A 25,011-nucleotide genomic window follows, 5' to 3' on the forward strand; every position below is an offset into this window, starting at 1 on the left:
AACGACTTGATCATTTATTTTATTGAGGGATGCATAATTTTCCACGCTCTGTGGATCTTATGATTTCGTTTAAAATCTAAACCAATGGTTTCATTTGTTATTTCTTCAATGTCATACATGGCTTCGATTTCTTCATCCAATTCAAAACCACGATAGTTATTGGAGAAATACAACGTTCCATCGCTGGTTAAGCGGTTCATTGCACGTTTAATCAGCGATACATGGTCACGTTGAACGTCAAAGGTTCCATAAAACTTTTTCGAGTTTGAGAACGTTGGAGGATCAATAAAGATTAAATCGTATTGCTCATGTCCTTCTTTTAACCATTCAAAACAATCGCTTGCAAAGAACATATGCTGTTCATCAGCGTGATCTACAGTTAAACCATTCAGCACAAAGTTTTCTTTAGACCAGCTCAGGTAGGTATTAGATAAATCTACACTAGTTGTACTCGCTGCACCGCCCAAAGCAGCATGTAAACTTGCTGTTGAGGTGTAGCTATAAAGATTGAGGAAATGCTTTCCACGAGCTTCTTTAGCAATTCTCAAACGCATTTGGCGATGATCTAAGAATAAACCTGTGTCTAAGTAATCGGTCAAGTTAACCAAGATACGAGCATTGCCTTCTTGAACAATAAAGCGTTTAGATGCGGTACTTTGCTTTGTATATTGGTTTGATCCAGCTTGTCGTGCACGAGTTTTAATAAAGATTGCATCGCGACCTAAGCCTGTCACAGCACGTATCGCAGCAAGGGCTAAATTAAAACGTTTTTTTGCTTTTTCTGGATCAATACTTTTAGGTGGAGCATATTCTTGTACATGCAATCGATCGCCATACAGATCAACTGCAACATTGAAGTCTGGCAAGTCTGCATCATATAAACGCAAGCAGTAAACATTTTCTTTTACAGCCCATTTTTTTAGGTTCTGCATGTTCTTTTGCAAGCGGTTGGTAAAGTCTTCTGCACCTTCAATTTTTTCAAATTGTTGTGGTTGCCATGTTGCTAAAAATGGCTGTGTGACTGTGGCTGGCTTCACCGTACCAAATCGCACATAAATCGGTAATTTACCATTCATTAAGCGGAGTGTTTGAGGCTCAAGAAAAGCCAGTACATCAGCTTGTTCAACTTGTGCGGCAATAATGGCTGCACGTTGATTTGGGAAATTCTTTTGTAATAGCGCTGATAAACCAAGATATAAAGAACGGTTAGATGCTTTATCGCCTAAACGCTCACCATACGGTGGGTTAGTTACAATAAAGGCTTTTTTTCCTTCAGCATGGAAGTTGTCCCAATCCGCTAAAGTACGTTCTTCAATTTGGATTTGATCGAGTAGTTTTTCAAAACCAGCAGCGATGATGTTTTGACGAGTGGCTTTAACAGCTTCCCAGTCAGCATCATAAGCATATAGTTTTGGTAAGGAGCGTTCTAATGCCTTTTCATGGCGTTCCGCAGCCTCTGCTTTTAGTGATAACCAAAGCTCACGGTCATGTCCATGCCAACCGTTAAAACCGAAACGTCTAACTAGACCTGGAGCGCGATCAGTCAATATCATCAGGGCTTCGATGATAAATGTACCCGAACCACACATAGGATCAAGGATAATATCGGGTTGATATTCGGCTAATTCTGCTTTTTGTAAAATTGCTGCTGCAAGATTTTCTTTAATAGGAGCATCGGTCATGAAGCGACGATAGCCACGTTTATGCAGTGAATCGCCAGATAAATCTAAGCAGTAAGTGTGTTCTGTCTTACCAGCCAAAACATAGAGCGTAATTTCTGGTTGTTTAATATCAATGCTTGGTCGTTTACCCACAGCTTCCATAAATGAATCGACAACACCATCTTTAACACGTAAGGTTGCGAATTGAGTATTGACCTTAATTTCACGTTCGACATGTAGGCGTACTGCAAATGTGCTTTGTGGCGCAAAGATAAGCGACCAATCAAAGCTGATCGCACCTTCATAAAGTTCTTCAGCCACATCACGTGCGTCATGGGTATGTTCAAGCTCATGAGTATGAATCGGTAAAAGTACGCGAGAAGCAAGACGTGACCACATGCAAATACGGTATGCATTTTCAAGTGTGCCTTTAAATACCAAACGTCCAGCGAAGCGTTGAATGTTTTGAATCCCTAAATTTTCCAATTCTTGTTGTAATAAGGTTTCAAGTCCATCCGCACAGGTCACCCAATAGTTTGTCAGACGTTGTGTAGAATTCATGCACATTTCCAAAAAAGCAGTTCAGCAATCGGCTATTTTAACTGATTTTTATCAATTCTGTCGGTGCTTATTTGTTTGATTGTCAGCTTTATCATCGATTAACGACTTTTTTGAATATCTGATAGCTGAGCGAGCTATCAGTTAGAAAAGCATTTTGGATAATAATTTTAATAGTTGGTACATATTTTGCTAACAGTAACATTGTTCATCAGAAAATTATTTTTCTTAAAGTTGATGAAATTAAAGAAATTTAGTGGGGGAATTATGAAAGATAATCTGAATAATGATGTGGTTGTCAATGCAGATGCTTTTGCGATCGCAACTCAAATGTATGTTCGTATGCGACGTGTATCAGGTCGAGTTATTGATGTGATGTATTTAGTGCATAATAAAGATTACGCTCGACATATTGCAGACCTTGCTTTGGCAACTGAAGATCAGGAATTAGAGCGATATGTTGCTCGCTTAAGTTCATTAATTGATTTGTTGCCTGAAAACAGTGTAGAGAAAGCAGCAAAAATCGAAAAAGTCGAACAGCCAGAGGTGTCAGAGCTCTATTCAACAGAGGTTACAGAAGAAGAGATTTATCAGGCTCAAGTGCATCATCACTATATTGGTGCATTACGATAGCGGAATTTTGTTGCAAAGCTCTAATTTATTGCAACATATCGATGAAAAGTTGTGCTACTAAAATAAAAGAATTGGGCTACACTATGCAAGTTTTGGTGATTCGACCCATAGGAATCCATTATGCATATTGCAGCCCTGCATCAACCGAGTCAGGTTCAATTGAATCAACAAGGAAATTTAAAACACTTTTTAACAATTGAGGGTCTTTCCAAGGAAAGCCTGACCAAAATTTTAGATACTGCGCAAAGCTTTTTAGATGAAAATAATAATTTGATTAACCGTCCCTTACTGGAGGGATTAACGGTAATGAATCTGTTTTTTGAAAACTCTACTCGTACTCGCACTACATTTGAAGCAGCAGCAAAACGTTTGTCTGCCAATGTCTTGAATATCGATATTGCACGTTCCAGCACATCCAAAGGTGAAACCTTACGAGATACACTTTGGAACTTGGAAGCGATGGCTGCTGATATTTTTGTGGTACGCCACTCGTCATCTGGTGCAGCGCATTTTATTGCCAAAGATGTTTGTCCCAATGTTGCGATTATCAATGCTGGGGATGGTCGTCACGCACATCCAACTCAAGCGATGTTGGATATGTTGACCATTCGTCGCGAAACTAAAAAACCTTTTGAAGCGTTATCGGTTGCCATTATTGGTGATATTAAACATTCACGTGTCGCACGATCAAATGTTGCAGCACTACAAACTCTCGGCTGTAAGGATATTCGTGTGATTGCGCCGAATACATTATTGCCAGTGGGCTTTGATGAATACGGTGAACATGTTCGTTTGTTTAATAAAATGGATCAGGGCGTGAAAGACTGTGATGTGATTATCGCATTGCGTATTCAAAATGAACGCATTGACTCGCCAGCCTTATCATCACAAGCTGAATTTTATAAAATGTATGGCTTAAACAAAGAGCGTTTAGCGTTGGCTAAACCTGATTGTATCGTGATGCATCCTGGCCCTATGAATCGTGGTGTGGAGATAGATTCGAGTGTCGCTGATGGAGATCAATCGGTGATTTTAAAACAAGTGACCAATGGTATTGCAGTTCGAATGGCGGTACTTGCACTTGCGATGCAAGGGCAGTTACAAGAACAAGGTTTAATTGAAGCGATTGCACTGTAAAGGATAGATCACATGAGTATTGTAAAAATTGAAAATGTCCGTGTGCTCGATCCAATTCAAAAAACTGATCAAGTCAAAACGGTTTATATCGAAAACGGCAAGTTAATCGATGCTGTCGAGCATGTTGATGAAGTTATCAATGGTCAGGGTAAATGGTTAATGCCGACCATGGTTGATCTTTGTGCACGTCTACGTGAACCAGGACAACAACAACACGGTACCTTAAAATCTGAAGGTAAAGCAGCTCGTGCCAATGGTATTCTTCACGTTATTACTCCACCAGATTCTAAGCCAATTGTTCAAGACAATGGCGCCTTGATTCATGGTTTAATCGAAAAAGCATGGTTGGATGGTGGCATTTATATGCAAATTATCGGTGCGCAAACCCAAGCTTTGAATGGCAAACAACCTGCAAATATGGCTGGTCTAAAAAAAGGTGGTTGTACCGCAGTTTCCAATGCCAATGCCGCTTTTGAAAATGATGATGTCGTGATCCGTACACTCGAATATGCTGCTGGTTTGGGTCTGACAGTTGTGTTTTATGCGGAAGAGGCTCAAATTGCGAAAGATGGCTGTGTGCATGAAGGCTTTATTGCATCACGCCAAGGCTTACCAATGATTCCTGCAATTGCAGAAACAGTTGCGATTGCTAAATATCTTTTGATGATTGAAGCCACTGGGGTGAAAGCTCATTTTGGTCTCTTGTCATGTGGCGCGTCAGTTGAGTTGATTCGTATGGCAAAAGCCAAAGGTTTGCCTGTTACAGCGGATGTTGCTATGCATCAATTACATTTAACAGAACATTTAATTGATGGCTTTAATTCATTAGCGCATGTACGTCCACCTTTGCGTTCAGAACAGGACAAAGCATTACTGCGCCAAGGTTTAAAAGAAGGCGTAATTGATGCGATTTGTACCCATCATGAACCATTAAGCAGCTCTGCTAAAATCGCCCCATTTGAAGAAACGCAACCAGGAATTACAGCATTTGATACCTATGTTGCTCTGGGTGTTCAACTGATTCAAGAAGGTGTATTTGAGCCTTTGGAATGGGTTGAAAAAGTGACCATCATTCCTGCTGAGGTTGCTAATATGCGTGAGCGTTGGTTGCAAGAGGCGGGATGGGTGTTGCTTGATCCAGAACAACAATGGACGGTATCAAAAGAGAGCATCCTTTCTCAAGGCAAAAATACGCCATTATTGGGACAACAGCTTACTGGTAAGGTTGTTCATACATTTGCCTAAGATTTAGTCCAAGTTGTTGAGTGGAATAGAGTTTTGGCTTAAAGCTCTATTCCGCAGTCTGTAGCTGATATGTTTATATTGTATTGAATTTTTTAAAAACCCATGAAAACGATAAAAAATAGATTAAAGTATCAATGAAATGAGATTTACTTTGCATAAAATTATAAAAAAGAGATATAAGTCATTTGAATTGTTGGAGTTAATACAATGTCTACAAATCCAATGGAGTTACTTAAACAAAAAGTATCAGCGGTGATCGTCAATGATCAAACCAGCTTGGTAAATGAAAAAAATGATATCTTGTCTAGATTTTACCCAATTCTTTTGTCTCAATTTTTAGTTAAACCTGATCTTGTTGATCAATTAAAGGAAAAATTAACGCCTTCGGTTTATGATTTGTTTGAAAAAAATAATCAGGTAAAAAATGCATTATTGTTACGTTTGGCTGCAGGGCGAGTTTCGGTTGCTGAAGTGGAAAAAACTTTAAATCGAGCCATTCCAAAGAGTTTAGCGGTCCTTTCAAATGAGATCGGCAATGATACCATCAGTATTATTTATTATCTTCGTGATCATAAAGAATCTATACATGCATTGCTACCAAATTGGACTCCTGAGGTTTTGAGCTTGGGGCAAACGACAGAAAAAAACTTGATGCCACCTATTTTGACCATACCAGTAACACCACAAGACTCAAAGCAACCCAAAGCTTTTCCTTTCTTTGCTTTGGTTTTTGCTAGTTTCTCATTACTTTGGTTATATCAGATAAGTAAATAATTGATTTAGATCGCGGTTCTTGGCATGCTGCCAATCAAACAATATTTAGATTGAGTTTATGCGTATTACATTTATTGGTGCTGGTCGGGTTGCTACTCATTTAGCCAAAGTTTTACATCAGCAGCATCATATTGTTCAGGTTTTTAGTCGTGATTTAGCAAATGCGGAAAATCTAGCCTCTCAAGTAAATGCTCAAGCAATTGATCAATTCGCGCAATTAGATTCACGAACCGATTTAGTGGTGATTGCTGTCAGTGATCAAGTGATTGCTGAAATTATGAATTCAATTACATCACTCGTACCTCAGAGTTTAATTGTACATACTTCGGGCAGTACGAGCTTAATCACGATAGAGCAAGCATCACAGCGAACAGGGGTGTTTTATCCACTACAAACTTTTAGTTTGGATCGCGATATCGATTGGATTGAAACACCAATTTTTGTAGAAGCATCAACACAAGCCGATTTAGAAATACTGACAGGGCTTGCTAATAGCCTAAGTAATAGAGTCTATCAATATAGTTCTAAACAACGTCAAACACTGCATTTAGCGGCAGTATTTGCATGCAATTTTAGTAATTATTGCTATGACATGGCGCAGCAAATCGTTGCTGCTGAACAGGTCGATTTTAGCTTGTTATATCCTTTGATAACTGAAACGGCCAGTAAAGCTGTTGTTAATCAACCCAAGCTTATGCAAACAGGTCCAGCAATGCGCGGTGATCAAAATATTTTAAAAATGCATCAACAATTGCTTGCGCAATCTGAGAGGACTGATTTAGAAAGAATTTATACATTAATGAGTGATGGGATTTTCAAGCGCCATCATTAGTGAATTGGTAATAACTCTATTCAATATCAATGATTTGATTTAAAAAATCACCATTTGAGTTGATAATTTCCTTATACATATAATAGATATGTGTGTCTGTAAAATTCACTTCGCGCAGGCTATTTTCATTTAATTGAAGCAATTGGATATCTGGCATCAGCATTAAAATAGGTGAGTGTGTTGCAATGATAAATTGTGCACCTTGCTTACTCAGTTGAATTACTTTTTCCACAAAGTTAATTTGATTATTGACTGAAAGTGCGGATTCTGGCTCATCAAGAATATATAGACCTTCGGCGCGAAAACGGTGATCAATAAGTGCTTTCATTGCTTCACCATGTGATAGCGTATGTAAATCTTTCCCGCCGTAGAAATTTCGAATGGGTGGTCCGAAACTTGGTGCATTATCGAGTTGACGCATTTCGGTTAGAAAGTTGTAGTAAGTTTCAGAGCGATAAAAAAAGATATCTCTTATTCGACGTGGAGATTTTTGGATACGCAAATGTGAGCTATAGTCTAAATGGGTATCTTCAGTCTTATAATTAAAATTGACCGTTCCTCCTTCAGCCGAGCAGCCGAGCAGCCGAATTTTAAAGCTAAAGCTTCTAAAATCGTTGATTTTCCACTGCCGTTCTCACCAGTAATTACAGTGATATTTTTTCTAAACTCAAGTGGATAGAGATGAAGAAATGGAAAATCATCTGGGATGGTATTTAGTAATTCAACTTTAGTAAGTAAAGGTTTCATTAATCAATCATTTAAGTCAAAGCAGCACTTTATTTATGGATAAAGAATTATAGACATTCGATACTGTAATATTGATGAATTAAATTATCATCTAACATATGTAGATAGTCTAAAAACATAATATTAAAACTACCGACTGTTTGTGCTTGGTCATAAGCAAGTTTACCAGCAATTGCAAAGTGTAAGTGCGAAGCAAGTGCGGCAATTGCGGGCGAAGCAACCGCACTATAAGCTGCTGTTAAGGCACCTAGCGCGCATCCAGTAGCAGTGATTTTCGGTTGTAGATGACAGCCACCATTGACTTGAATCACCATATCAAATTGCTTTGAAATAATATAATCAGAAACACCAGAAATGGCGACACAATCTGTATGCTGCAATAAACGCCGAGCTTGCTCATAAACATCTTGGCTATTGAGTGTACTGTCTACGCCTTTAGATTGAACATGATTACCTGCTAATGCACTAATTTCTGAGGCATTTCCACGAATGATCGTTGGATGGTATTGCAATAATTGATCTACGGTTTCACTGCGCCATTTTAAGATTGGACCGTAGCCGACTGGATCGAGAACCCATGGTATTTGATGCTGTTGCGCCGTTTGAGCAGAAATCAACATCGCTTGGGTTTGTTCTGTGGTCGGTGTGCCAACATTAATACTTAAAGCAGCACTAATTTTGGTAAACTCTTCGGCTTCATATGGATTATCAATCATCGCAGGAGATGCGCCAGCTGCCAGCAGTATATTGGCGACATAGTTGTTGGCAACACTGTTGGTCATACACTGAATCAACGGTGTTTTTTGTTGCAACGCATGCCAAGCTTGAATGACTTGATCAATCAATTGTTGTTTTGATGACATGATAAGAATCCTGAAGCTTTAACGGGTGAAGTAGTGGTCTTGATGTTTGCACTGACGACAAATGAGGGAAACATAATCTGTAGCATCGTACTCAACCACGAGGTCATTAGAACCACAATACATGCAGCGTTTTACCGAATAAAAATTTAAACGAGGCTCTATTTTTCGCCATGATTTCCAAATTGGTTGAATAAAGATCTTTTCATCGTAGCCAAGAAATTTAAACAGTAAAATTTCACTCATTTTACTTAAAGGAATATTATGTGGTCTGGGTAATGTTGAAGTTTCCCATCGTTCAGTCACAGAACGTTCGCGGTATTGTTCCAATGTTTTCTTTAATAAATTGGTGTTAATAAATTTATCATTTTTTGGCTGTAAAGCTTTTTGTTTGTACAAATATTCGAGTGCTGTTTGAATTAGATAATAGATCTGACCGATGGCTAAACTATCCATAAGTCGAAAACAAAAACTTTGAAAAGGGCGACTACCTGCAATTTGAATCCCCCATGTTCGGCAATAAAATTGCATAAACTGAACAATCTCTTGGTACAAAACCAAATACATTGCATCTTTTACTTCGTCAGTTGTTTTAAAGGGAATGCCTAAACTAAGATTTTCATAGAACCAGTTACGTAATTGTTGAGCAACACTATATAAACTAGGATCTGAATAACCATCTAAACGAATATTTAAATAGTAATGTCCTGTTTCAATACCTGAATCTTGTGGTTTTAAAACACCGAGTTTGAGCAAGCTTTGAAGTAAATGGTTTTGGAATAAATAGTTGGGCGTAAAATGATGGAATTTAATATTTTCCCAATGAATGGTTTCATCATGTTGTACATCTTCACGCGCATAATGGTCGAGTAAACTCAGTAAAAATAATTTATGTAAAAAACTGAGCTGATTAAGGCTATAAATGACTTCATCTTTGGTACTGTATTTTCGTTGTTCTTGTAGGCGAGTTTGTTGTGTTTGTTTCTTTCTTGCAGCAGTACATTGAGCACAATGGCAATTCAGTTTACTTTCTTGCTGAAAAACGCGGTGTTGGCAGTGACTGCATTCGTGAAATTGTAGCTCTTGAGTATATTGTTCAGCTTCAACCCAATACATTGATGCTTGACACAATGGGCAATGGCTACTTTCATCTAACTGTTTTTGTAGAATCTGTAAATCCATTGATTAAGTCGTCTTAGAAAAAATATATTATACATTGCTGGCACATGAAGTGGTGCAAAGAATCGTTGAGAATGAGTCTAGATGTTTAAATTTTAAGGTGGCTGATTGTGAATGTAAACCTTGTTTTGGTAATGTTTAAATATGTGATTTAATTCAAATTTATAAAGAATAAAACTGTGAAATATACATGTTTTTTTATTGACCATATTGATGCATTGTAATAAAAATGTAGGCCCAAAGGATTGCTAGGGATAAAGGAGCCAATATGCAAAAAAAAATCCTCATGAATGGAGTCGTGGGAATCTCTCTAGGTTTATTAACTACACTTACGATTGCGTCAACACCAGAAGGCTATTGGAAGAGTATTGATGACCGTACAGGTGAACAGCTTTCAATTGTTGAAGTGAAAAAAAAGACTGACGGAACTTATACAGGTACGATTGTTTATCGATATCCTGTGCCTGGTGGTGGTACGTTGTTGACCAATTGTGTTAAATGTCCTGAACCATTTAAGAATAAACCAATTTTAGGTCTGCAAATCGCGTGGGGTTTGAAACAAGATCCTCAAAATCCAAATCAGTATATTGATGGTCGTGTTCTTGAACCAAAAACAGGAAATATTTACAAAGGTAAAGCACAACTCAGTGCAGATGGTAAACGTATGCGGATGCGCGGTTATATGGGAATTTCTGCCTTAGGACGTACGCAAGTCTGGATTCGTACTGATAGTCCAAATCCTTAAATTAAAATTTATGAATTACACTGTACGTATTTGATTGTTAAAAATTTTATAGAGTCAAGTACTGGGGCGTACAGTGTAACTGCGCTATAAATATGCTATTTTTTTAATATTAAATCTATAAAACATGACTAAGTAATTTTTTAACGGGGAAAATATAAAGATGTCGAATCATGTATTCATGAAAGGAATCATGGGGCTTTCTATTGCATTTTTAACGGCGACAGCTTCTGCTGCATCGATCGAAGGATACTGGAAAAGTATTGAAGAGCGCACAGGTGAACAACTCTCCATTGTCGAAATTCGAAAAGGTGATGATGGGCGGTTTAATGGGAAAATTGTTTATCGCTATCCAAATGCACATGGTATCGCTTTGACCAACTGTACCAAATGCCCAGCACCGCATACCAATAAACCTTTACTTGGATTGGAAATATTGTCTGGATTTAGACAAGATCCGAATAATTCTAATGCCTATATTGACGGTACAGTTTTAGAGGCGACCAGTGGTCGAATTTATAAAGGTAAAGGTGTCGTATCGGGCGAAGGTAAACGTTTACGAATGCGTGGCTATATGGGGGTATCTGCGCTTGGGCGTACGGTTGTTTGGATTCGCACCAATAGCGGAAATCCGTAAATTGCCAAATACTTTGAAATTCTAGTTTAAAAAAACCTCAAATCAGAGGCTGATTTGAGGTTTTTTTATTGAGTTAAATGTTAAACAGGGCATGGTAAGTTTTCGTCCTCCTGTCCGATTTTTTTTGCGGCAATAAGTGCTTGTACTTTTTTACTCGGTACTTTCTCTTTTCCTAGGGCATCGTAAGTATTCACGATATTGGTTACTTCTAATGTCGTCAGTTCAATTCCCTCTGCTGTTAGAAAAACGGAAATCACATGATGGTCAATACCAGCTTTCGCAAGATCATGGATTGCTTTAATGTTTTCGAGACGATAAAGGTGTGCTTTCAATTCCATAGTCGTAGCCCTCGCTTGTTATTTTATTTACCTACATTGGCATAATTGATTAAGCAATAACCGTGCACAAAATGTAAAACAAATAAAAAAAATGTAAATTAAGCGATGAAAAGCAGTTCGGTCTGTCACTTTTATTTAAGAATAGAAAACTATGTTGTAATTTTGTCTAAATGATCGGCTAATTGAAGCGAATATATTTGAAATTGAATTATTTCAACCCAATAAAATTCTTAAACTCGTGTCTGGCATTAAAGACAGGCTCTGATAGTTGGCGTATGATCGGTTGAGATGTACTAAATAATTTTCTAATACGAAATATTTAGACCAAACGGCATAATTTGTGCAAATTGATGACGCAACCAGAAGTCTTACCAACAAGACCGTTGACATGAAATTATGAAAGATAAGGAATACTGATGAATATCGCGGCGCAACCTCCTGTACAAACGGATCAAACCATTTATTTAAAAGACTATCAAAAACCATCATTTTTGGTTGATTCGATTCACTTGGATATTCAAGTATATGAGAATCATACAATTGTTGATTCAACGCTCGTAATGAAGCGTCAAAGCGCTGGTTCTTTGATTCTTCTAGGTCGTGATTTAGAGTTAAAATCAATTCAACTGAATGGTCAGACATTAAATTCTGATCAATATGAGTTAGATAGTGAACAATTGGTGATCACTGATGCACCAGATGAGATCATTTTACAAATTCAAGTGATTATTCATCCTGAATCAAATACCCAGCTAGAAGGTCTTTATAAGGCCGGAGATTTGTACGTTACCCAAAACGAGCCTGAAGGTTTCCGTAAAATCACCTTTTATCCAGATCGTCCAGATGTTTTATCTGTATTTACGACACGTGTTGAAGCCGATAAGAAATATCCTGTTTTATTGGCAAATGGTAACTTGCTTGAAACTGGTGAGGTCGATGAAAATCGCCATTTCGCGATTTGGCAAGATCCAACTAAGAAACCAAGCTATTTATTTGCTTGTGTGATTGGGGACTTGGCTGTACTCAAAGACCGTTATACAACTTCTGAAGGTCGTGACGTTGCGTTAGAGATTTATGCCGTAGAAAAAGATATTCCTAAGTGTCATATTGCGATGGAAGCGTTAAAGCACTCGATGCGTTGGGATGAAGAACATTATGGTCGTCCCTATGATCTCGACAACTATATGATTGTCGCTGTGAGTCAGTTCAACATGGGGGCGATGGAAAATAAAGGTTTAAATATCTTCAACACCTCATGTGTGCTTGCTGATGAGGAGTATACGACTGATGCTGCCATCATGCGTGTGCAGTCAGTCATTGCCCATGAGTATTTCCATAACTGGACAGGCAACCGTATTACTTGTCGTGATTGGTTCCAACTCTGTTTAAAAGAAGGTTTGACAGTTTTCCGTGATCAGTCTTTTTCTGAAGATTTACAGTCAGCAGCAGTACAACGTATTGATGATGTGGCAGTGTTAAAATCTCATCAATTTCCTGAAGATGCAGGTCCTTTGTCACATCCTCCACGTCCAGACCATTTTGTTGAAATTAACAACTTCTATACGGCAACGGTTTATGAAAAGGGCGCAGAAATTAACCGTATGATGGCAACGCTATTGGGTAAAGATAAATATCGTCAAGGTACGGATGAATATTTTAAGCGTCATGATGGACAAGCGGTCACAGTTGAAGATTGGGTTGCGGCGCTTAGCGCAGGTTCAGGTGTTGATTTATCAAACTTTCTGACGTGGTATAACCAACCAGGTACACCGAAGCTGGAAGTCAATGGTGCGTATGATGCTACGGCTCAAACTTATCGTTTGAGTTTCAAGCAAAGTCTAAAAGCACATCCAAAATATCCGAATTTAAAAGCTGTACCTATTCCTATTGCTTTAGCCTTATTTAATGCAAAGTCTGGTGAGCAATACACCTTGCACAGTGCCGATCTATTTGTAAATGATGTAAAAGATGGCATGTATTTGTTTGAGCAAGATGAAGCAACGATTGAATTTACAGGTATTACTGAACAACCTGTAGTTTCATTACTGCGTAATTTTTCTGCGCCAGTCAATTTGGCATTTGATTACTCAAATGATGATCTTGCATTCTTGATTCAGCATGAGACCAATGGTTTTAATCAATGGCAAGCAACGCAGACATTATTAGAGCGTATTTTATTAGAGGATCATAAGGCAGATACTTATATTGATGCCATCAAAAATACACTGCCTGATTTAGTCAATAAAGATCCATTACTTGCTTCTCGATTATTTGATGTCCCAAGTGAAAATTATTTAGGTAGCAGAATTGATCAAGACTATGAGCCAGAACTCATTCGTGAAAAACGCGAAGCAGTTTTAGATCGTCTGGCTCGTGAACTGGGTTCATTTTGGAAAGAAACATATTTATCTCTAGACCCTGATATGCAAAAAGAATTTTCTTTGGCAATGGGTGTTCGTGCTTTAAAAAATATCATGTTGAGTATGTTGGCACGTCAAGGTGATGATTCTGTTTTTGATTTAGCTTATGCGCAATATCAGCAAACAGGAAATATGTCAGAACGTTTAGGAGCATTACGTGTTCTAGTTTGGAATGATGCACCACAGGCTCAACTAGCATTAGATGACTTCTACAATCGTTTCAAAGATGAAGCCTTGTCTTTAGACCAATGGTTTACGATCCAAGCTTCGCATCCTTGCGCGACTGCAGAAACCATTGAATATCTAACCAAACATGCCGATTACGATTTAGGCACACCGAACCGAATTCGTTCTGTGAGCGGTGGTTTAGCAAGTAATCCTGTAAATACATGGAGTTTTGGTGTGGATCATTTCATTGAGTTAGCTGCCTATCTAGATGAAAAGAATCCAATTTTAGGTTCACGTTTATTACAGGTGCTTTCTCGTTGGTATACGTTGATGGAGCCTCAGCGTAGTCAGGTACAACAAGCGTTAAAAGCATTGCAGCCAAAGGTGAAATCGAAGAATGTGTCAGAAACTTTGAATTCATTATTAAGCATTTAAGCGTTAAAATTCTCTATAATCACAATCGTCATAGTGCGGTTGTGGTTATTCTTTTTGATTTTCTTTTTTTATGGAATTTCCCATTAAATAAAAATTATAAAAACATGAAGGGATAGCAGAGGACAATAATATATGGCGCTGAGCGTATTTGATCTTTTTAAAATTGGTGTTGGACCTTCGAGTTCACATACGGTTGCACCAATGAGAGCAGCATATCGCTTTACTCAATCACTTAAAGTTCAAGATGTTTTAGACAAGGTTGCTAGAGTACAAATTTTTTTATACGGTTCATTGTCATCTACAGGTATAGGACATGGCACAGATCGAGCGACAATATTGGGTTTGATGGGTAATGATCCTGAAACAATTGATATCCCTCATAGCCAAATACAGCTAGATCAGGTGTTGCAATCTCGCATACTTATGATGGATGGTACTCATGCGGTAAAGTTTGATCCAAATCAAGATATTGTTTTTATTGATGAGGCTTTACCTTATCATCCGAATGCGATGAAGATAATAGCAGTAAATGATGCAGAAGAACTCATTTATTCCAATACTTATTACTCGATAGGTGGTGGATTTATTATCGACGAAAGTCAGGTTGATCAAGGGAGTTTTGTCGAAGATCAGACTGTTGTGCCTTATCCATTTCAAAGTGCCAAAGAGCTATTGGCACTTTGTAAAACACATCAATGTAGTGTTAGTCATTTGATGTTAGAAAATGAAAAAAGCTGGCGCAGCGAAGCAGAAATTCGTGCCAAAATTATGCAAATTTGGCAAGTGATGCAAGACTGTATCCAAAGTGGTTTGCAACATGAAGGTGTTTTGGCAGGTGGTTTGAATGTGAAACGACGTGCCAAGAATATTCATCAACGCCTATTAAAAAAAGAAAATGAAAATTTGATTGCGACAACATTCAACGCCATGGAATGGGTGAATTTATACGCGCTCGCTGTTAATGAAGAAAATGCCGCAGGTGGCCGAGTGGTCACAGCACCTACGAATGGTGCGGCTGGAATTATTCCAGCAGTGTTATCTTATTATGTTAATTTTTCTAAAGATAAATCTGAAGACACCATTGTGAGATTTTTCTTGAGTGCCGCAGCAGTAGGTATTCTATGCAAATTGAATGCATCCATTTCTGGCGCTGAGGTTGGCTGTCAGGGTGAAGTGGGTTCTGCATGTGCTATGGCATCGGCGGGATTAGCTGAAATTTTAGAAGGTACGCCTGAACAGGTTGAACATGCTGCTGAAATTGGGCTTGAACACAACTTAGGGCTGACCTGCGACCCTGTCGGTGGTTTGGTACAAGTGCCTTGTATTGAAAGAAATGCCATTGCTGCTGTAAAGGCAATCAATGCAGCTCAGATGGCATTACATGGGGATGGTGAGCATTTTATTTCATTGGATAAAGTCATTCAAACCATGAAAGAAACAGGCAAGGATATGTCTGATAAGTATAAGGAAACCTCAAAAGGTGGATTGGCAGTCAATTCGATTGAGTGTTAAAAGTAGTTGCACTTGTATAAATGGGTAACCCAAGAGGTATGATGAAAGGGGGATGGATGGAGCTGTTGATGTTTCACATCCCTTTTTATTTGACAATTATTATTGTCATAAATAATATGATTGAGAATTAATCAATATAGACATTAGAAAATGGAAATAAAAACAATCACATTACCAACTCGACAGATCGAGGTTGAGATTTATGCGCCAGCCGAAACGACTGATAAAGTACCTGCAATTTTGTTACTCCATGAATTATATGGTGTGATTGATGCTTATCGAGAGGATGCTCAAGACTTAGCCGATCGGGGATATCTAGTATACGTGCCGAACTTATATAGCGGAGGAGCAGTCAAATATTGCATTCGTGCAATGGTTGCAAAAGCAGGACGTACCAATGCAGCTGATAGTGAAGTAAACAAAGAAATCCACGTGTTATTGGATGAGTTAAAAGTGGATCCGCGATCAAATGGTCGTTTGGGGATGTTAGGTCAATGTTTAACAGGTGGCTATGTCATTCAAATGGCAAAGCGTGAAGACATGTTAGCACCTGTTGTCTATCATCATTCTTTCGGCATCGAAGGTGCAGGTGTTCCTAAAACAGAGTCTTTGGATGAAATTAGGATTTTGCAAGGACATTGGTCTGAGCAATTTGATCCATTCTGTCCTGCCAGAAAAAGGAATAAACTGATTCAACAATTAGGTGATCGTGTTGAAGCTTATACGTATCCGATGCCACATGGCTTTCGTACGGTAAGTCGTGATCGACCAGAGTCAACATTGGTTTGGCAACGTACAGTCGATTTCTTTGACCGCGAATTAAAAAAAATTTAAAGATAAATGTTATAGTTGTTGCTGAAAACAATATCTCTAAACATTGACTTTGTATAAACAAAAAAGAGAGGGGAATATGTCAGATAAATACGAATATGCTGGATTCTGGATACGTGTAGGCGCAGCAATTCTTGACACAATTATTATTTTAGCAATTTTAATTCCATTAATGATGTTGTTGTCTCCAAGTGTAACGGATAATTTGACCAGAACGAGTTGGTCATGGACGGATTGGATTGGGCAGATTTTGTCAGCAGTATTTTATATATTCTGTTGGGTCAAATTTGCAGGTACACCAGGTAAGCGCTTACTACGTTTAAAAGTTCTTGATGAACAAACTGGCAATCATGTTTCAGTAGGACAAGGTATTATTCGCTATATCGGTTATATTCCTGCAACACTGGTGTTGTTTATTGGTTTGATCTGGATTGCTTTTGATCGAAAGAAACAGGGCTGGCATGACAAAATGGCGAAAACCGTCGTGGTTCGTGAACTATAAATCAAAAGATCTTATGACAGACATGTGATTGTCATAAAAAATTCATAACATTAGGGCTTGTTTATCACATAACATGCCCTACAATGTCGGCGAGTTTATGTGTTAAGGAATATTAAATGGACAGTTGTTCGAGGTTTGGATTTAAGAAACAATTAAATCAAAGCGGAAACTGAGCAAGATCGCCATTAATATTCGCTATCTTGCAATGAGATAGCTCTGATATCATTTTTTATAAATCCATCAAAAACTTAGCTTTCAGCAAAATGATTTTGCACGAAGACATTTTTAGGTCTGTTGTCCTAAAAGTGATCATTTTTATGTGCCTAATTTTTAGCATTTTGCTGATCACGATAACGAAATTAAAAGTTGAGCAAGTCGATGATGCAGTTTAAATTTCTCCAAAATATTGATTTATCAAATATCGTAGACACTTTAATTAGTCTTAGTGTCGCTTTTATTTTAGGTGCTTTGATTGGTTTTGAAAGACAATATCGTCAACGTACGGCAGGATTAAGAACCAATGTACTAGTAGCGGTTGGGGCCGCAATTTTTGTAGATATTGCTATCAATCTTACGGGAGCTGATGGTGCAGTACGTGTAATTGCCTATGTTGTTTCAGGGATCGGATTTTTGGGTGCAGGTGTAATTATGCGCCAAGAAGGCAATATCCACGGCTTAAATACAGCAGCAACTTTGTGGTGTTCTGCCGCAGTTGGGGCATCTGCTGGATCAGATCTGATTATTGAAGCCATTTTAGCCACTATGTTTATTTTGGCTGCCAATACGTTATTACGACCAATTGTTCATGTGATTGATCGCAGACCGTTAGATGACGATACTGAGGTGCTACATGTGATTTACATCATTTGTGATCGTAGTCAAAGTAAAGCGGTGATGGATGAGTTGAATTTGACTCTTAAGCACCATAATTATCCTGCCAAAGATATTCAGGTGACACCATTTGGTGAAAAGGAAGTCGAAATCGAAGTGACGTTGATTGCAACTTCGATTGAAGCAGAAGAAGCACAACACATCATTAACCATCTGAATTCTATGCCACAAATTCGCCAAGCTTTTTGGGATAAGAATGCGATAAATTAAATCGAGTGAGGGCGTTTGTAATCAATACAATAAGAAGCATTGTCTCATAAATGATGTATAAGTCTTCTATTGTTTCAAATAAAATAGAAACACATTGATAACAATGAGAATAGTATGAGTTCAGACGCTCACTCAATTAGTTTAATTGCACCCGTTGTTTTATTGGCAGCTGCTGTTATTGCAGTTCCTATTTTTAAAAGAATAGGGCTGGGTTCAGTCCTAGGATATTTAATTGCAGGGCTTATCATAGGTCCATTTGGTTTTGCTTTTTTTAATGATTCAGCTTCAATCCTACATATAGCAGAGTTGGGTATCGTGATGTACCTGTTTGTGATTGGTTTAGAAATGCAACCTTCACATTTATGGAGTCTAAGGCGAGAAATATTTGGTCTAGGCAGTTTACAAATTCTGGTCAGTTCATGTGCATTGACAGGCGTTGGAATCCTTTTTGGTTTCACATGGCAAGTAGCGTTTATCGCTGCAACAGGTTTTGTTTTGACCTCAACAGCGATTGTTATGCAGTTACTCGGTGATCGTGGAGACATTGCGCAACCACGAGGCCAAAAGGTTGTCTCTATTCTATTATTTGAAGATTTATTAATTGTACCATTACTGGCACTTGTTGCTTTTATGGCACCAAACCATGTGGTGGAAAGTACTTCTGCACGATTAGAAATGATCGGTATTGGTTTGCTCGCAATAGCTGGTTTAATTGCTGCTGGCTATTGGCTGTTAAATCCATTGTTTAGACTTTTAGCCGCTGCAAAAGCGAGAGAAGTGATGACAGCCGCAGCACTTTTAGTGGTATTAGGTGCTGCATTAATCATGCAAGTGAGTGGGTTGTCTATGGCAATGGGAGCTTTTCTTGCGGGTGTGTTGTTATCGGAATCCACTTTTAGACATCAAATCGAAGCAGATATTGAGCCTTTTCGAGGGATATTATTAGGGCTATTCTTCCTTGGTGTAGGGATGTCATTAGATTTGTCTGTTGTCGCTCAAAATTGGCAACTCATTTTGTGCGGTGTTTTGGCTTTAATGTTTGTAAAAGCATTGATGATTTACATCGTGGCACGTATTACCAAGAGTCCGCATACAGAAGCTCTAGATCGAGCTTTACTCATGGCACAAGGTGGTGAGTTTGCTTTTGTGTTGTTTGCTGCTGCTGTAAGTGCACAAGTTATTGATAATACGACTAGATCAAATTTGACTGCGATTGTTGTCCTTTCTATGGTCTTGACGCCGATTATTGGGATTTTATTTAAACGATTTACTGAGACTAAAGATGCAATCTCGTTAGATAATGTGAGTGTCGCTGACGGTTTAAGTGGCAGTGTTTTAATGATCGGTTTCGGGCGTTTTGGGCAAGTAACCAGTCAGTTGTTATTGGCTCGCGGTGTAGATGTAACGATCATCGATAATGATATCGATATGATTCAAAATGCAGAAAGATTTGGTTTTAAAATCTATTATGGTGATGGTGCGCGTTTAGATATTTTGCATGCATCAGGTGCTGCAACAGCACAAGCGATCGTAGTTTGTGTTGATAGTAAGGAAACAACCAATAAGATCGTCGAACTGGTAGGACATGAGTTTCCGTTAGCAAAGTTACTTGTACGCTCTTATGACAGAGAACATTCACTCTATTTAGTGAAGCACAAAGTTGATTATATGATTCGTGAAACTTTTGAATCTGCAATTAAATTTGGTGGCGTGATCTTAAAGGAGCTTGGTGTTGACCAAGAGGAAGTAAGACGCATTGCTCATGAAATTCGTGAACGAGATGAGGAACGCTTTGAGACAGAAATAGCAGCTGATGATGTTTATGCTGGTGTGGGATTCCAATATTCACATAACCAGCCACGTCCAACAGCTCCGTTGATTCAACCACAACAAGCAGGGCGGATTTTAAATGACGATGAAGCACATAAAAATTTAGACAATAAATAACGCCCAAAGTTTATTGTCTTGTGATGGATAAGCCTTAAGTTTTGACTTAAGGCTTATTTTTAAATTTGAAGATAATTAAAACAACGATTCCAAGGATTAACCCCCAAAATGCAGAACCAACCCCTAAAAATTGCACACCAGACGCGCTACATAAGAACGTAAGTAATGCTGCTTCGCGTTCTTCTACATTGGCAAAAGCAACAGCAATGTTATGGCTAATCGTTGCAAAAAGAGCGATGCCTGCAAGCGCAACGATGAAAATTTGTGGGAATGACATCAGTAAACTAACTAATGTTGCCGCAAACAGCCCCATCAAAATATAAAATAAACCACAACTAATGCCTGCGATATAACGCTTACTTGGGTCAGGATGCACTTGGTCATCCAAGCTTACTGCGGCACTGATCGCTGCCAAATTTACTGAGAAACAGCCAAATGGCGCAAAAAAAGTATGTGCGATACCTGTCCAGCCTACAAGTTGATTGACGTGAGGATGATAACCATAGCTTTTAATCATCGCGATACCGGGTAGGTTTTGCGAAGTCATATTGATCACAAATAAAGGTAAAGCCAAGCCCAAGATCGCAGACCAAGAAAATGAAGGCTGCATCCACACCGGCTGTGTCAATGACCAAGTGATCGGTGCGAGTTGAAAACTAATAAATAGTGGACAAATCGCAGCACCCAAAATGACTGTCAGCACAATACTATAGCGCGGAAATAAACGTTTTGAGAGTAAGTAAATCGCTAACATGCTGAGGATAAAACCTAGATGAGTTTCTAAGCTACTAAAGATTTGTATACCGAATTTTAAGAGAATCCCTGCAAGCATGGCACAGGTTAGGCTGGCTGGTATATGAGTCAATAATCTTTGAAAAACACCAGAAAAACCAACAACCGCAATCGCAATTCCGCAGATGACAAATGCACCAATGGCTTCATAGAGATCATAATGTCCAGTAGATGCAATAATTAAGGCAATACCGGGCGTTGACCAAGCTGTAGCAACAGGATATTTATATTTCCAAGATAACAATAAACCTGAAAGTCCGATCGCTAACCCTAAGGCCCAAAACCACGAACTAATTTGTGCAGTATTTGCACCGAGGGATTGTGCCCCTTGAATCACCAATACTGCTGAAACACTAATACCAATCAGAAATGTGATAAAGCCAGCGAATACAGCAGGAATCGAAAAATCTTGGATCAGGCGTTGCATCTATATATATCTATTATTGATTAAAAAATTTATTGAAAAGTATACCGTTTATACAGCATAAAACGTAGTTCAAAGATGATTGAATAAATTGATCATTTGATTCAAAAAGATGGAGATGGAACATGAACCAAGGTCACAGTCCACCTTAAAAATAAAAAATACGTCTAGGTCTAATTAAATCGTCGAAGTTGCAAGTCTTAAACCAAATCCAAAAAATAAAATGCCGACTAAGAATACGCCACTTGCAGCCAGTTTATAGTTATGTCTAAAGAAGCCAGCTAATTTCACGCCCGAAAAAATAAGTGCGGTTAGATAACTAAAACTGATGATTTGTAGAACCAATGCCAATACCAAGAAACTGATCATTGGGTAGGGATAACTTGGCTCAACAAATTGCACAAAGAATGATAAGAAAAATAAAATTGCTTTTGGATTCAACAAACTAATGCCAAGTGCTGTCCGATAAGGGTGAACTTTATCTAATCGAGGTAAATCGGCCAACTCTGTATGATGAGGTGGCTTTTTCCATGTTTGATAGCCACTTTGGAGTAGTTGAAAACCTAAGTAAGCAAGATAGCAGGCCCCAGTTAATTTAAGAATTACAAACAAAATGGGAAAGGCTTTTAATAGCGATGCCGCGCCTAATACAGTACAAACGATTAAGATAAAATCGCCAGTAAATACACCACAAGCGGCAGCATAACCAGTACGTATACCATAGCGTGAGGCCACAGACATGACATAGATGGAGTTAGGGCCGGGTAATAAAATGATTAAGATCGTACCGATAATATAAGTAGTTAAATCTGTGATACCAAACACGATGAACTCAATAAAAAAACCGACCCTCACTAATATAGCAAAAATCGGTTTTTAATAGGTGAAAAATCAGCTAATTATGGACTGATTTCAGCATCAACACCAAAAGATTGACGAAGTAACAAACTTAATTGATTTCGAGCTTTGATAAAGCCATCAATTCCACCTTGCAACAGTTGGAATGCCATTAAGTCTTGTTCAAGTTCAGCCTTGAAGCTTTCTTTAGTTTGTTCAGAGCGCTCAATTTTTTCAGCTTGTTGTGCTGCTTCTACAGTCAGTTGAGCATTAACGTGTTGTTGATCTTGTTCTAATTGTGCCAGTAAATTTGGTGCAATTGTCAGTAAATCACAACCAGCTAAGCCCAGTACTTGTGCCGTGCTACGGAAGCTTGCTCCCATGACTTGTGTTGGGATACCTTGTTGCTTGTAATAATTATAAATTTTCTTAACAGAGAGTACGCCTGGATCTTTTTCGATTGGATAAGCATCGACGCCTTCTGCTTTTTTGTACCAATCTAAAATACGTCCAACAAATGGAGAGATAAGCGTAACGTTTGCATCTGCACAAGCTTGTGCTTGATGTAAACCAAACAATAAAGTCAGATTACATGGAATCCCTTCAGCTTCTAAAACTTTAGCAGCTTGAATACCTTCCCATGTAGAAGCAATCTTGATTAGGATGCGTGACTGTTCGATGCCATAGCTTTGGTATAGCTTTGAAAGCTCTCTAGCTTTAGTAATTGTTGCCTCTGTGTCATAAGAAAGTAAAGCATCAACCTCTGTAGAAACACGACCGTCAATTAACTTTAAAATCTCAACACCAAACTTGACAGTTAAAATATCAATCGTACGTTCGATCAGTTCATCAGCTTCATAACCTTCTTTTTTTGCTTGTAAATAAGCATCTTCGATGAGTTCTTTACTTTCTGGTTGTTCAGCTGCTGCTGTGATTAATGAAGGATTTGTTGTTGCATCAAGCGGACGAAATTTTTTAATTGCTTCAAGGTCACTGCTATCAGCTACAACAGTTGTAAAATTCTTTAATTGGTTTAATGCGGTTTGAGTCATTGATATAACGTTCTTACTTAAACAAATATAGTGGTATTCTCATTTATAACACACAATTCAAGAAAGCAAAGCGTCACTTGTGATGACATGTCTTATTGTTGCATGCTTTTTAAGGTTCATTTTTCTGACGTTGATCTCGGATGTACTCAATCAGAAACCTTGCAGCTGCACCAAGTTCACTTTCTCGACTCCAGACGAGGTCTACAAAATATTCAAATTTTGGTGTGAAATCATAAAGCTTCAAAATTTTTAATTTTTTCTTTAACTCAGGGTTTTCATTAAACATTTCTAAGGGGAGAACACCCCAGCCCAAATTTCGAACAATCATCATGCACGCTGAATGATGGTTGTCGGTACGCCAGTAATCTTTAGCAAAAAGTAATTCAGGTTTAATCCTGTTATCTCTGCTCGCAACTACGATTTGACGGGTTTGAACCATTTGCTCAAAAGATACTTGTTCAAGTTGAGCCAGTGGATGAATATTCGAGATAACAGGTACTAACGCTTCTCTTTTAAGTTCAACAAACTGCTCACGACTGTCTAATTGTTCACGTTCAAACATCAAAGCCAATTGCGCTGACTGATCCAGCAACATGTGTAAAGCATCTTCTTGCGGAGCAGATACGATATTAATCGCGAGACTCGGAAAATTTTGCTCAAGTAGGGTAATGTAGTCTGTCCAATTGGTATGCAATAGTTCGGATACAACCACAATGTTTAATGTGGACTCTAAACCTGTGCTGAGCGCATGCGCATGTTGTTTCCATTGATTCATTTCAATCAGCAACTGTTGTGTTTTTTCATATAACACCATTGCTTCAGACGTAGGAGTTGGTTCACGTCCCACTCGCTCAAATAAGTTGAGATTTAAATCAATTTCTAGGTTAGCAATCGACATGCTTACCGCAGAAGGGACTTTGCCCAACTTGCGTGCAGCCGCAGAAAATGAGCCTGTTTCCATGACGGTTTGAAACATGATGAGTTGTTCTTGATTAATGTTCATTTGTCAAAAAAACTGAAAGAACCTGATTGGATTAATCAAAATTATAAAAATAAAATGGCAAATATCCAAACAAGAGAGTGTTATAGAAATGTTGATTTCCAAAAGAAGACTCATTCATGCGATTGTCTATGAAGTGATTTTATTGGTCATCATCGCAATTGCGTTAAGTTTTATTTTTGACATGCCGATGGAAGTAACAGGAACATTAGGTGTGTTTATGGCAGTTGTTTCAGTGATTTGGAACATGATTTTTAATAATTATTTTGAGAAAATTGAGCTTAAATACAATTGGGAAAGAACTGTACCAGTACGTATTTTGCATGCAGTTGGATTTGAAGGTGGTTTGTTAATCGCGACAGTTCCAATGATTGCTTATATGATGAATATGACGATCGTTGAAGCGTTTATTTTGGATATCGGTTTAACCTTATGTATTTTGGTCTATACCTTTATCTTCCAATGGTGTTATGACACTGTAGAAAATCGTTTCTTCCCAAATGCAAAATTTGCATCATAATAATGAGATCGTTAGATAGCACTCTTTATCACTTGATGAAGGGTGCTACTGTTCAAGGTGATGAGGCAGAAATTTATATTGCACCTGATAATGTTATTAGAAAATAAAATAATTATATCGTTTAAAT

Annotated in this window: 24 protein-coding genes; 14 read left to right on the top strand and 10 right to left on the bottom strand. The window is 38.2% G+C overall.

All coding sequences use genetic code 11. The features are described from left to right. Positions 1–14: 14 nt before the first annotated feature. Positions 15–2,222 (bottom strand): bifunctional 23S rRNA (guanine(2069)-N(7))-methyltransferase RlmK/23S rRNA (guanine(2445)-N(2))-methyltransferase RlmL, encoded by a 2,208-nt coding sequence (rlmKL, locus tag DS737_RS06900; protein WP_113997172.1) that lies wholly within the window; start codon positions 2,220–2,222, stop codon positions 15–17. A 264-nt stretch (positions 2,223–2,486) separates the two neighbouring features. On the opposite strand from rlmKL, the gene DS737_RS06905 reads away from it, so the two are divergent. The 5 genes from DS737_RS06905 to DS737_RS06925 all read left to right on the top strand — a co-directional run bounded on the left by DS737_RS06905 (position 2,487) and on the right by DS737_RS06925 (position 6,840). Next, positions 2,487–2,852: a hypothetical protein gene (locus tag DS737_RS06905; RefSeq protein ID WP_113997173.1), complete on the top strand. Its 366-nt coding sequence runs from the start codon at positions 2,487–2,489 to the stop codon at positions 2,850–2,852. Between the two features lie 120 nt (positions 2,853–2,972). Continuing rightward, on the top strand, positions 2,973–3,989 hold the full coding sequence (locus DS737_RS06910; protein WP_004639468.1) for an aspartate carbamoyltransferase catalytic subunit: 1,017 nt from the start codon (positions 2,973–2,975) through the stop codon (positions 3,987–3,989). 12 nt (positions 3,990–4,001) lie between these two features. Next, the gene (locus DS737_RS06915) at positions 4,002–5,234 is read left to right on the top strand and encodes a dihydroorotase (RefSeq protein ID WP_004639467.1); all 1,233 of its coding nucleotides are present in this window, start codon (positions 4,002–4,004) and stop codon (positions 5,232–5,234) included. A 207-nt stretch (positions 5,235–5,441) separates the two neighbouring features. Beyond that, positions 5,442–6,008 (top strand): hypothetical protein, encoded by a 567-nt coding sequence (locus tag DS737_RS06920; RefSeq protein WP_017395270.1) that lies wholly within the window; start codon positions 5,442–5,444, stop codon positions 6,006–6,008. 58 nt (positions 6,009–6,066) lie between these two features. Next, positions 6,067–6,840 (top strand): Rossmann-like and DUF2520 domain-containing protein, encoded by a 774-nt coding sequence (locus DS737_RS06925; RefSeq protein ID WP_005082657.1) that lies wholly within the window; start codon positions 6,067–6,069, stop codon positions 6,838–6,840. Between the two features lie 16 nt (positions 6,841–6,856). Here the strand turns inward: DS737_RS06925 and DS737_RS06930 are convergent, their stop codons facing one another. Genes DS737_RS06930 through DS737_RS06940 form a run of 4 tightly spaced genes read right to left on the bottom strand, consistent with a single transcriptional unit; the run spans position 6,857 to position 9,629 of the window. Further along, entirely contained in the window at positions 6,857–7,342 is a 486-nt protein-coding gene (locus tag DS737_RS06930) for an AAA family ATPase (RefSeq protein WP_228206854.1), read from the bottom strand. A 14-nt stretch (positions 7,343–7,356) separates the two neighbouring features. After that, positions 7,357–7,587 (bottom strand): AAA family ATPase, encoded by a 231-nt coding sequence (locus tag DS737_RS16260; RefSeq protein ID WP_228206855.1) that lies wholly within the window; start codon positions 7,585–7,587, stop codon positions 7,357–7,359. Between the two features lie 47 nt (positions 7,588–7,634). Beyond that, the gene (gene thiM, locus DS737_RS06935) at positions 7,635–8,450 is read right to left on the bottom strand and encodes a hydroxyethylthiazole kinase (protein WP_005090060.1); all 816 of its coding nucleotides are present in this window, start codon (positions 8,448–8,450) and stop codon (positions 7,635–7,637) included. 18 nt (positions 8,451–8,468) lie between these two features. Then, positions 8,469–9,629, bottom strand: a complete 1,161-nt coding sequence (locus tag DS737_RS06940; RefSeq protein ID WP_113997174.1) for a hypothetical protein — start codon at positions 9,627–9,629, stop codon at positions 8,469–8,471. Between the two features lie 265 nt (positions 9,630–9,894). Between DS737_RS06940 and DS737_RS06945 the strand changes: the two genes are divergently transcribed. Together DS737_RS06945 and DS737_RS06950 are read left to right on the top strand one after the other, a co-directional pair. Then, positions 9,895–10,371: a DUF2147 domain-containing protein gene (locus DS737_RS06945; RefSeq protein ID WP_005090061.1), complete on the top strand. Its 477-nt coding sequence runs from the start codon at positions 9,895–9,897 to the stop codon at positions 10,369–10,371. A gap of 160 nt (positions 10,372–10,531) precedes the next feature. Then, positions 10,532–11,005 carry a DUF2147 domain-containing protein gene (locus tag DS737_RS06950; RefSeq protein WP_004639455.1) on the top strand — a complete coding sequence of 158 codons (474 nt, stop codon included), beginning with the start codon at positions 10,532–10,534 and terminating at the stop codon, positions 11,003–11,005. Positions 11,006–11,085: 80 nt separating this feature from the next. On the opposite strand, the gene DS737_RS06955 is transcribed toward DS737_RS06950, so the two are convergent. Continuing rightward, positions 11,086–11,343: a hypothetical protein gene (locus DS737_RS06955; protein ID WP_004639454.1), complete on the bottom strand. Its 258-nt coding sequence runs from the start codon at positions 11,341–11,343 to the stop codon at positions 11,086–11,088. 416 nt (positions 11,344–11,759) lie between these two features. Here DS737_RS06955 and pepN point away from each other — a divergent pair, with 416 nt between their 5' ends. The 6 genes from pepN (at position 11,760) to DS737_RS06985 (ending at position 20,259) form a co-directional block, all read left to right on the top strand. Then, complete coding sequence (pepN, locus tag DS737_RS06960; RefSeq protein ID WP_005082664.1) at positions 11,760–14,366, top strand: aminopeptidase N; 2,607 nt, start codon at positions 11,760–11,762, stop codon at positions 14,364–14,366. Positions 14,367–14,498: 132 nt separating this feature from the next. Continuing rightward, on the top strand, positions 14,499–15,878 hold the full coding sequence (locus DS737_RS06965) for an L-serine ammonia-lyase (RefSeq protein ID WP_005082666.1): 1,380 nt from the start codon (positions 14,499–14,501) through the stop codon (positions 15,876–15,878). Positions 15,879–16,028: 150 nt separating this feature from the next. Continuing rightward, positions 16,029–16,712 carry a dienelactone hydrolase family protein gene (locus DS737_RS06970; protein WP_113997175.1) on the top strand — a complete coding sequence of 228 codons (684 nt, stop codon included), beginning with the start codon at positions 16,029–16,031 and terminating at the stop codon, positions 16,710–16,712. Between the two features lie 76 nt (positions 16,713–16,788). Beyond that, positions 16,789–17,211, top strand: a complete 423-nt coding sequence (locus DS737_RS06975) for an RDD family protein (protein ID WP_004639450.1) — start codon at positions 16,789–16,791, stop codon at positions 17,209–17,211. 381 nt (positions 17,212–17,592) lie between these two features. Beyond that, on the top strand, positions 17,593–18,312 hold the full coding sequence (locus tag DS737_RS06980; protein WP_113997972.1) for an MgtC/SapB family protein: 720 nt from the start codon (positions 17,593–17,595) through the stop codon (positions 18,310–18,312). A gap of 114 nt (positions 18,313–18,426) precedes the next feature. Further along, positions 18,427–20,259, top strand: coding sequence for a monovalent cation:proton antiporter-2 (CPA2) family protein (locus DS737_RS06985; protein WP_113997176.1), 1,833 nt, complete (start codon positions 18,427–18,429; stop codon positions 20,257–20,259). A 46-nt stretch (positions 20,260–20,305) separates the two neighbouring features. Here the strand turns inward: DS737_RS06985 and DS737_RS06990 are convergent, their stop codons facing one another. From DS737_RS06990 to aceR, 4 genes are all read right to left on the bottom strand, one after another. Next, positions 20,306–21,478 carry a benzoate/H(+) symporter BenE family transporter gene (locus DS737_RS06990; protein ID WP_113997177.1) on the bottom strand — a complete coding sequence of 391 codons (1,173 nt, stop codon included), beginning with the start codon at positions 21,476–21,478 and terminating at the stop codon, positions 20,306–20,308. Positions 21,479–21,652: 174 nt separating this feature from the next. Next, entirely contained in the window at positions 21,653–22,300 is a 648-nt protein-coding gene (gene leuE / locus DS737_RS06995; protein ID WP_113997178.1) for a leucine efflux protein LeuE, read from the bottom strand. 74 nt (positions 22,301–22,374) lie between these two features. Continuing rightward, positions 22,375–23,364: a transaldolase gene (gene tal / locus DS737_RS07000; RefSeq protein WP_113997179.1), complete on the bottom strand. Its 990-nt coding sequence runs from the start codon at positions 23,362–23,364 to the stop codon at positions 22,375–22,377. 109 nt (positions 23,365–23,473) lie between these two features. Then, complete coding sequence (aceR, locus tag DS737_RS07005) at positions 23,474–24,367, bottom strand: HTH-type transcriptional regulator AceR (RefSeq protein WP_113997180.1); 894 nt, start codon at positions 24,365–24,367, stop codon at positions 23,474–23,476. A gap of 88 nt (positions 24,368–24,455) precedes the next feature. Here aceR and aceI point away from each other — a divergent pair, with 88 nt between their 5' ends. Then, a complete protein-coding gene (aceI, locus tag DS737_RS07010; protein ID WP_113997181.1) occupies positions 24,456–24,884 on the top strand; it encodes a chlorhexidine efflux PACE transporter AceI in 429 nt (142 codons plus the stop codon). Positions 24,885–25,011 lie beyond the last annotated feature (127 nt).

Origin of the sequence: Acinetobacter haemolyticus, from assembly GCF_003323815.1 — a bacterium.
GTDB classification, from domain to species: Bacteria; Pseudomonadota; Gammaproteobacteria; order Pseudomonadales; family Moraxellaceae; genus Acinetobacter; species Acinetobacter haemolyticus.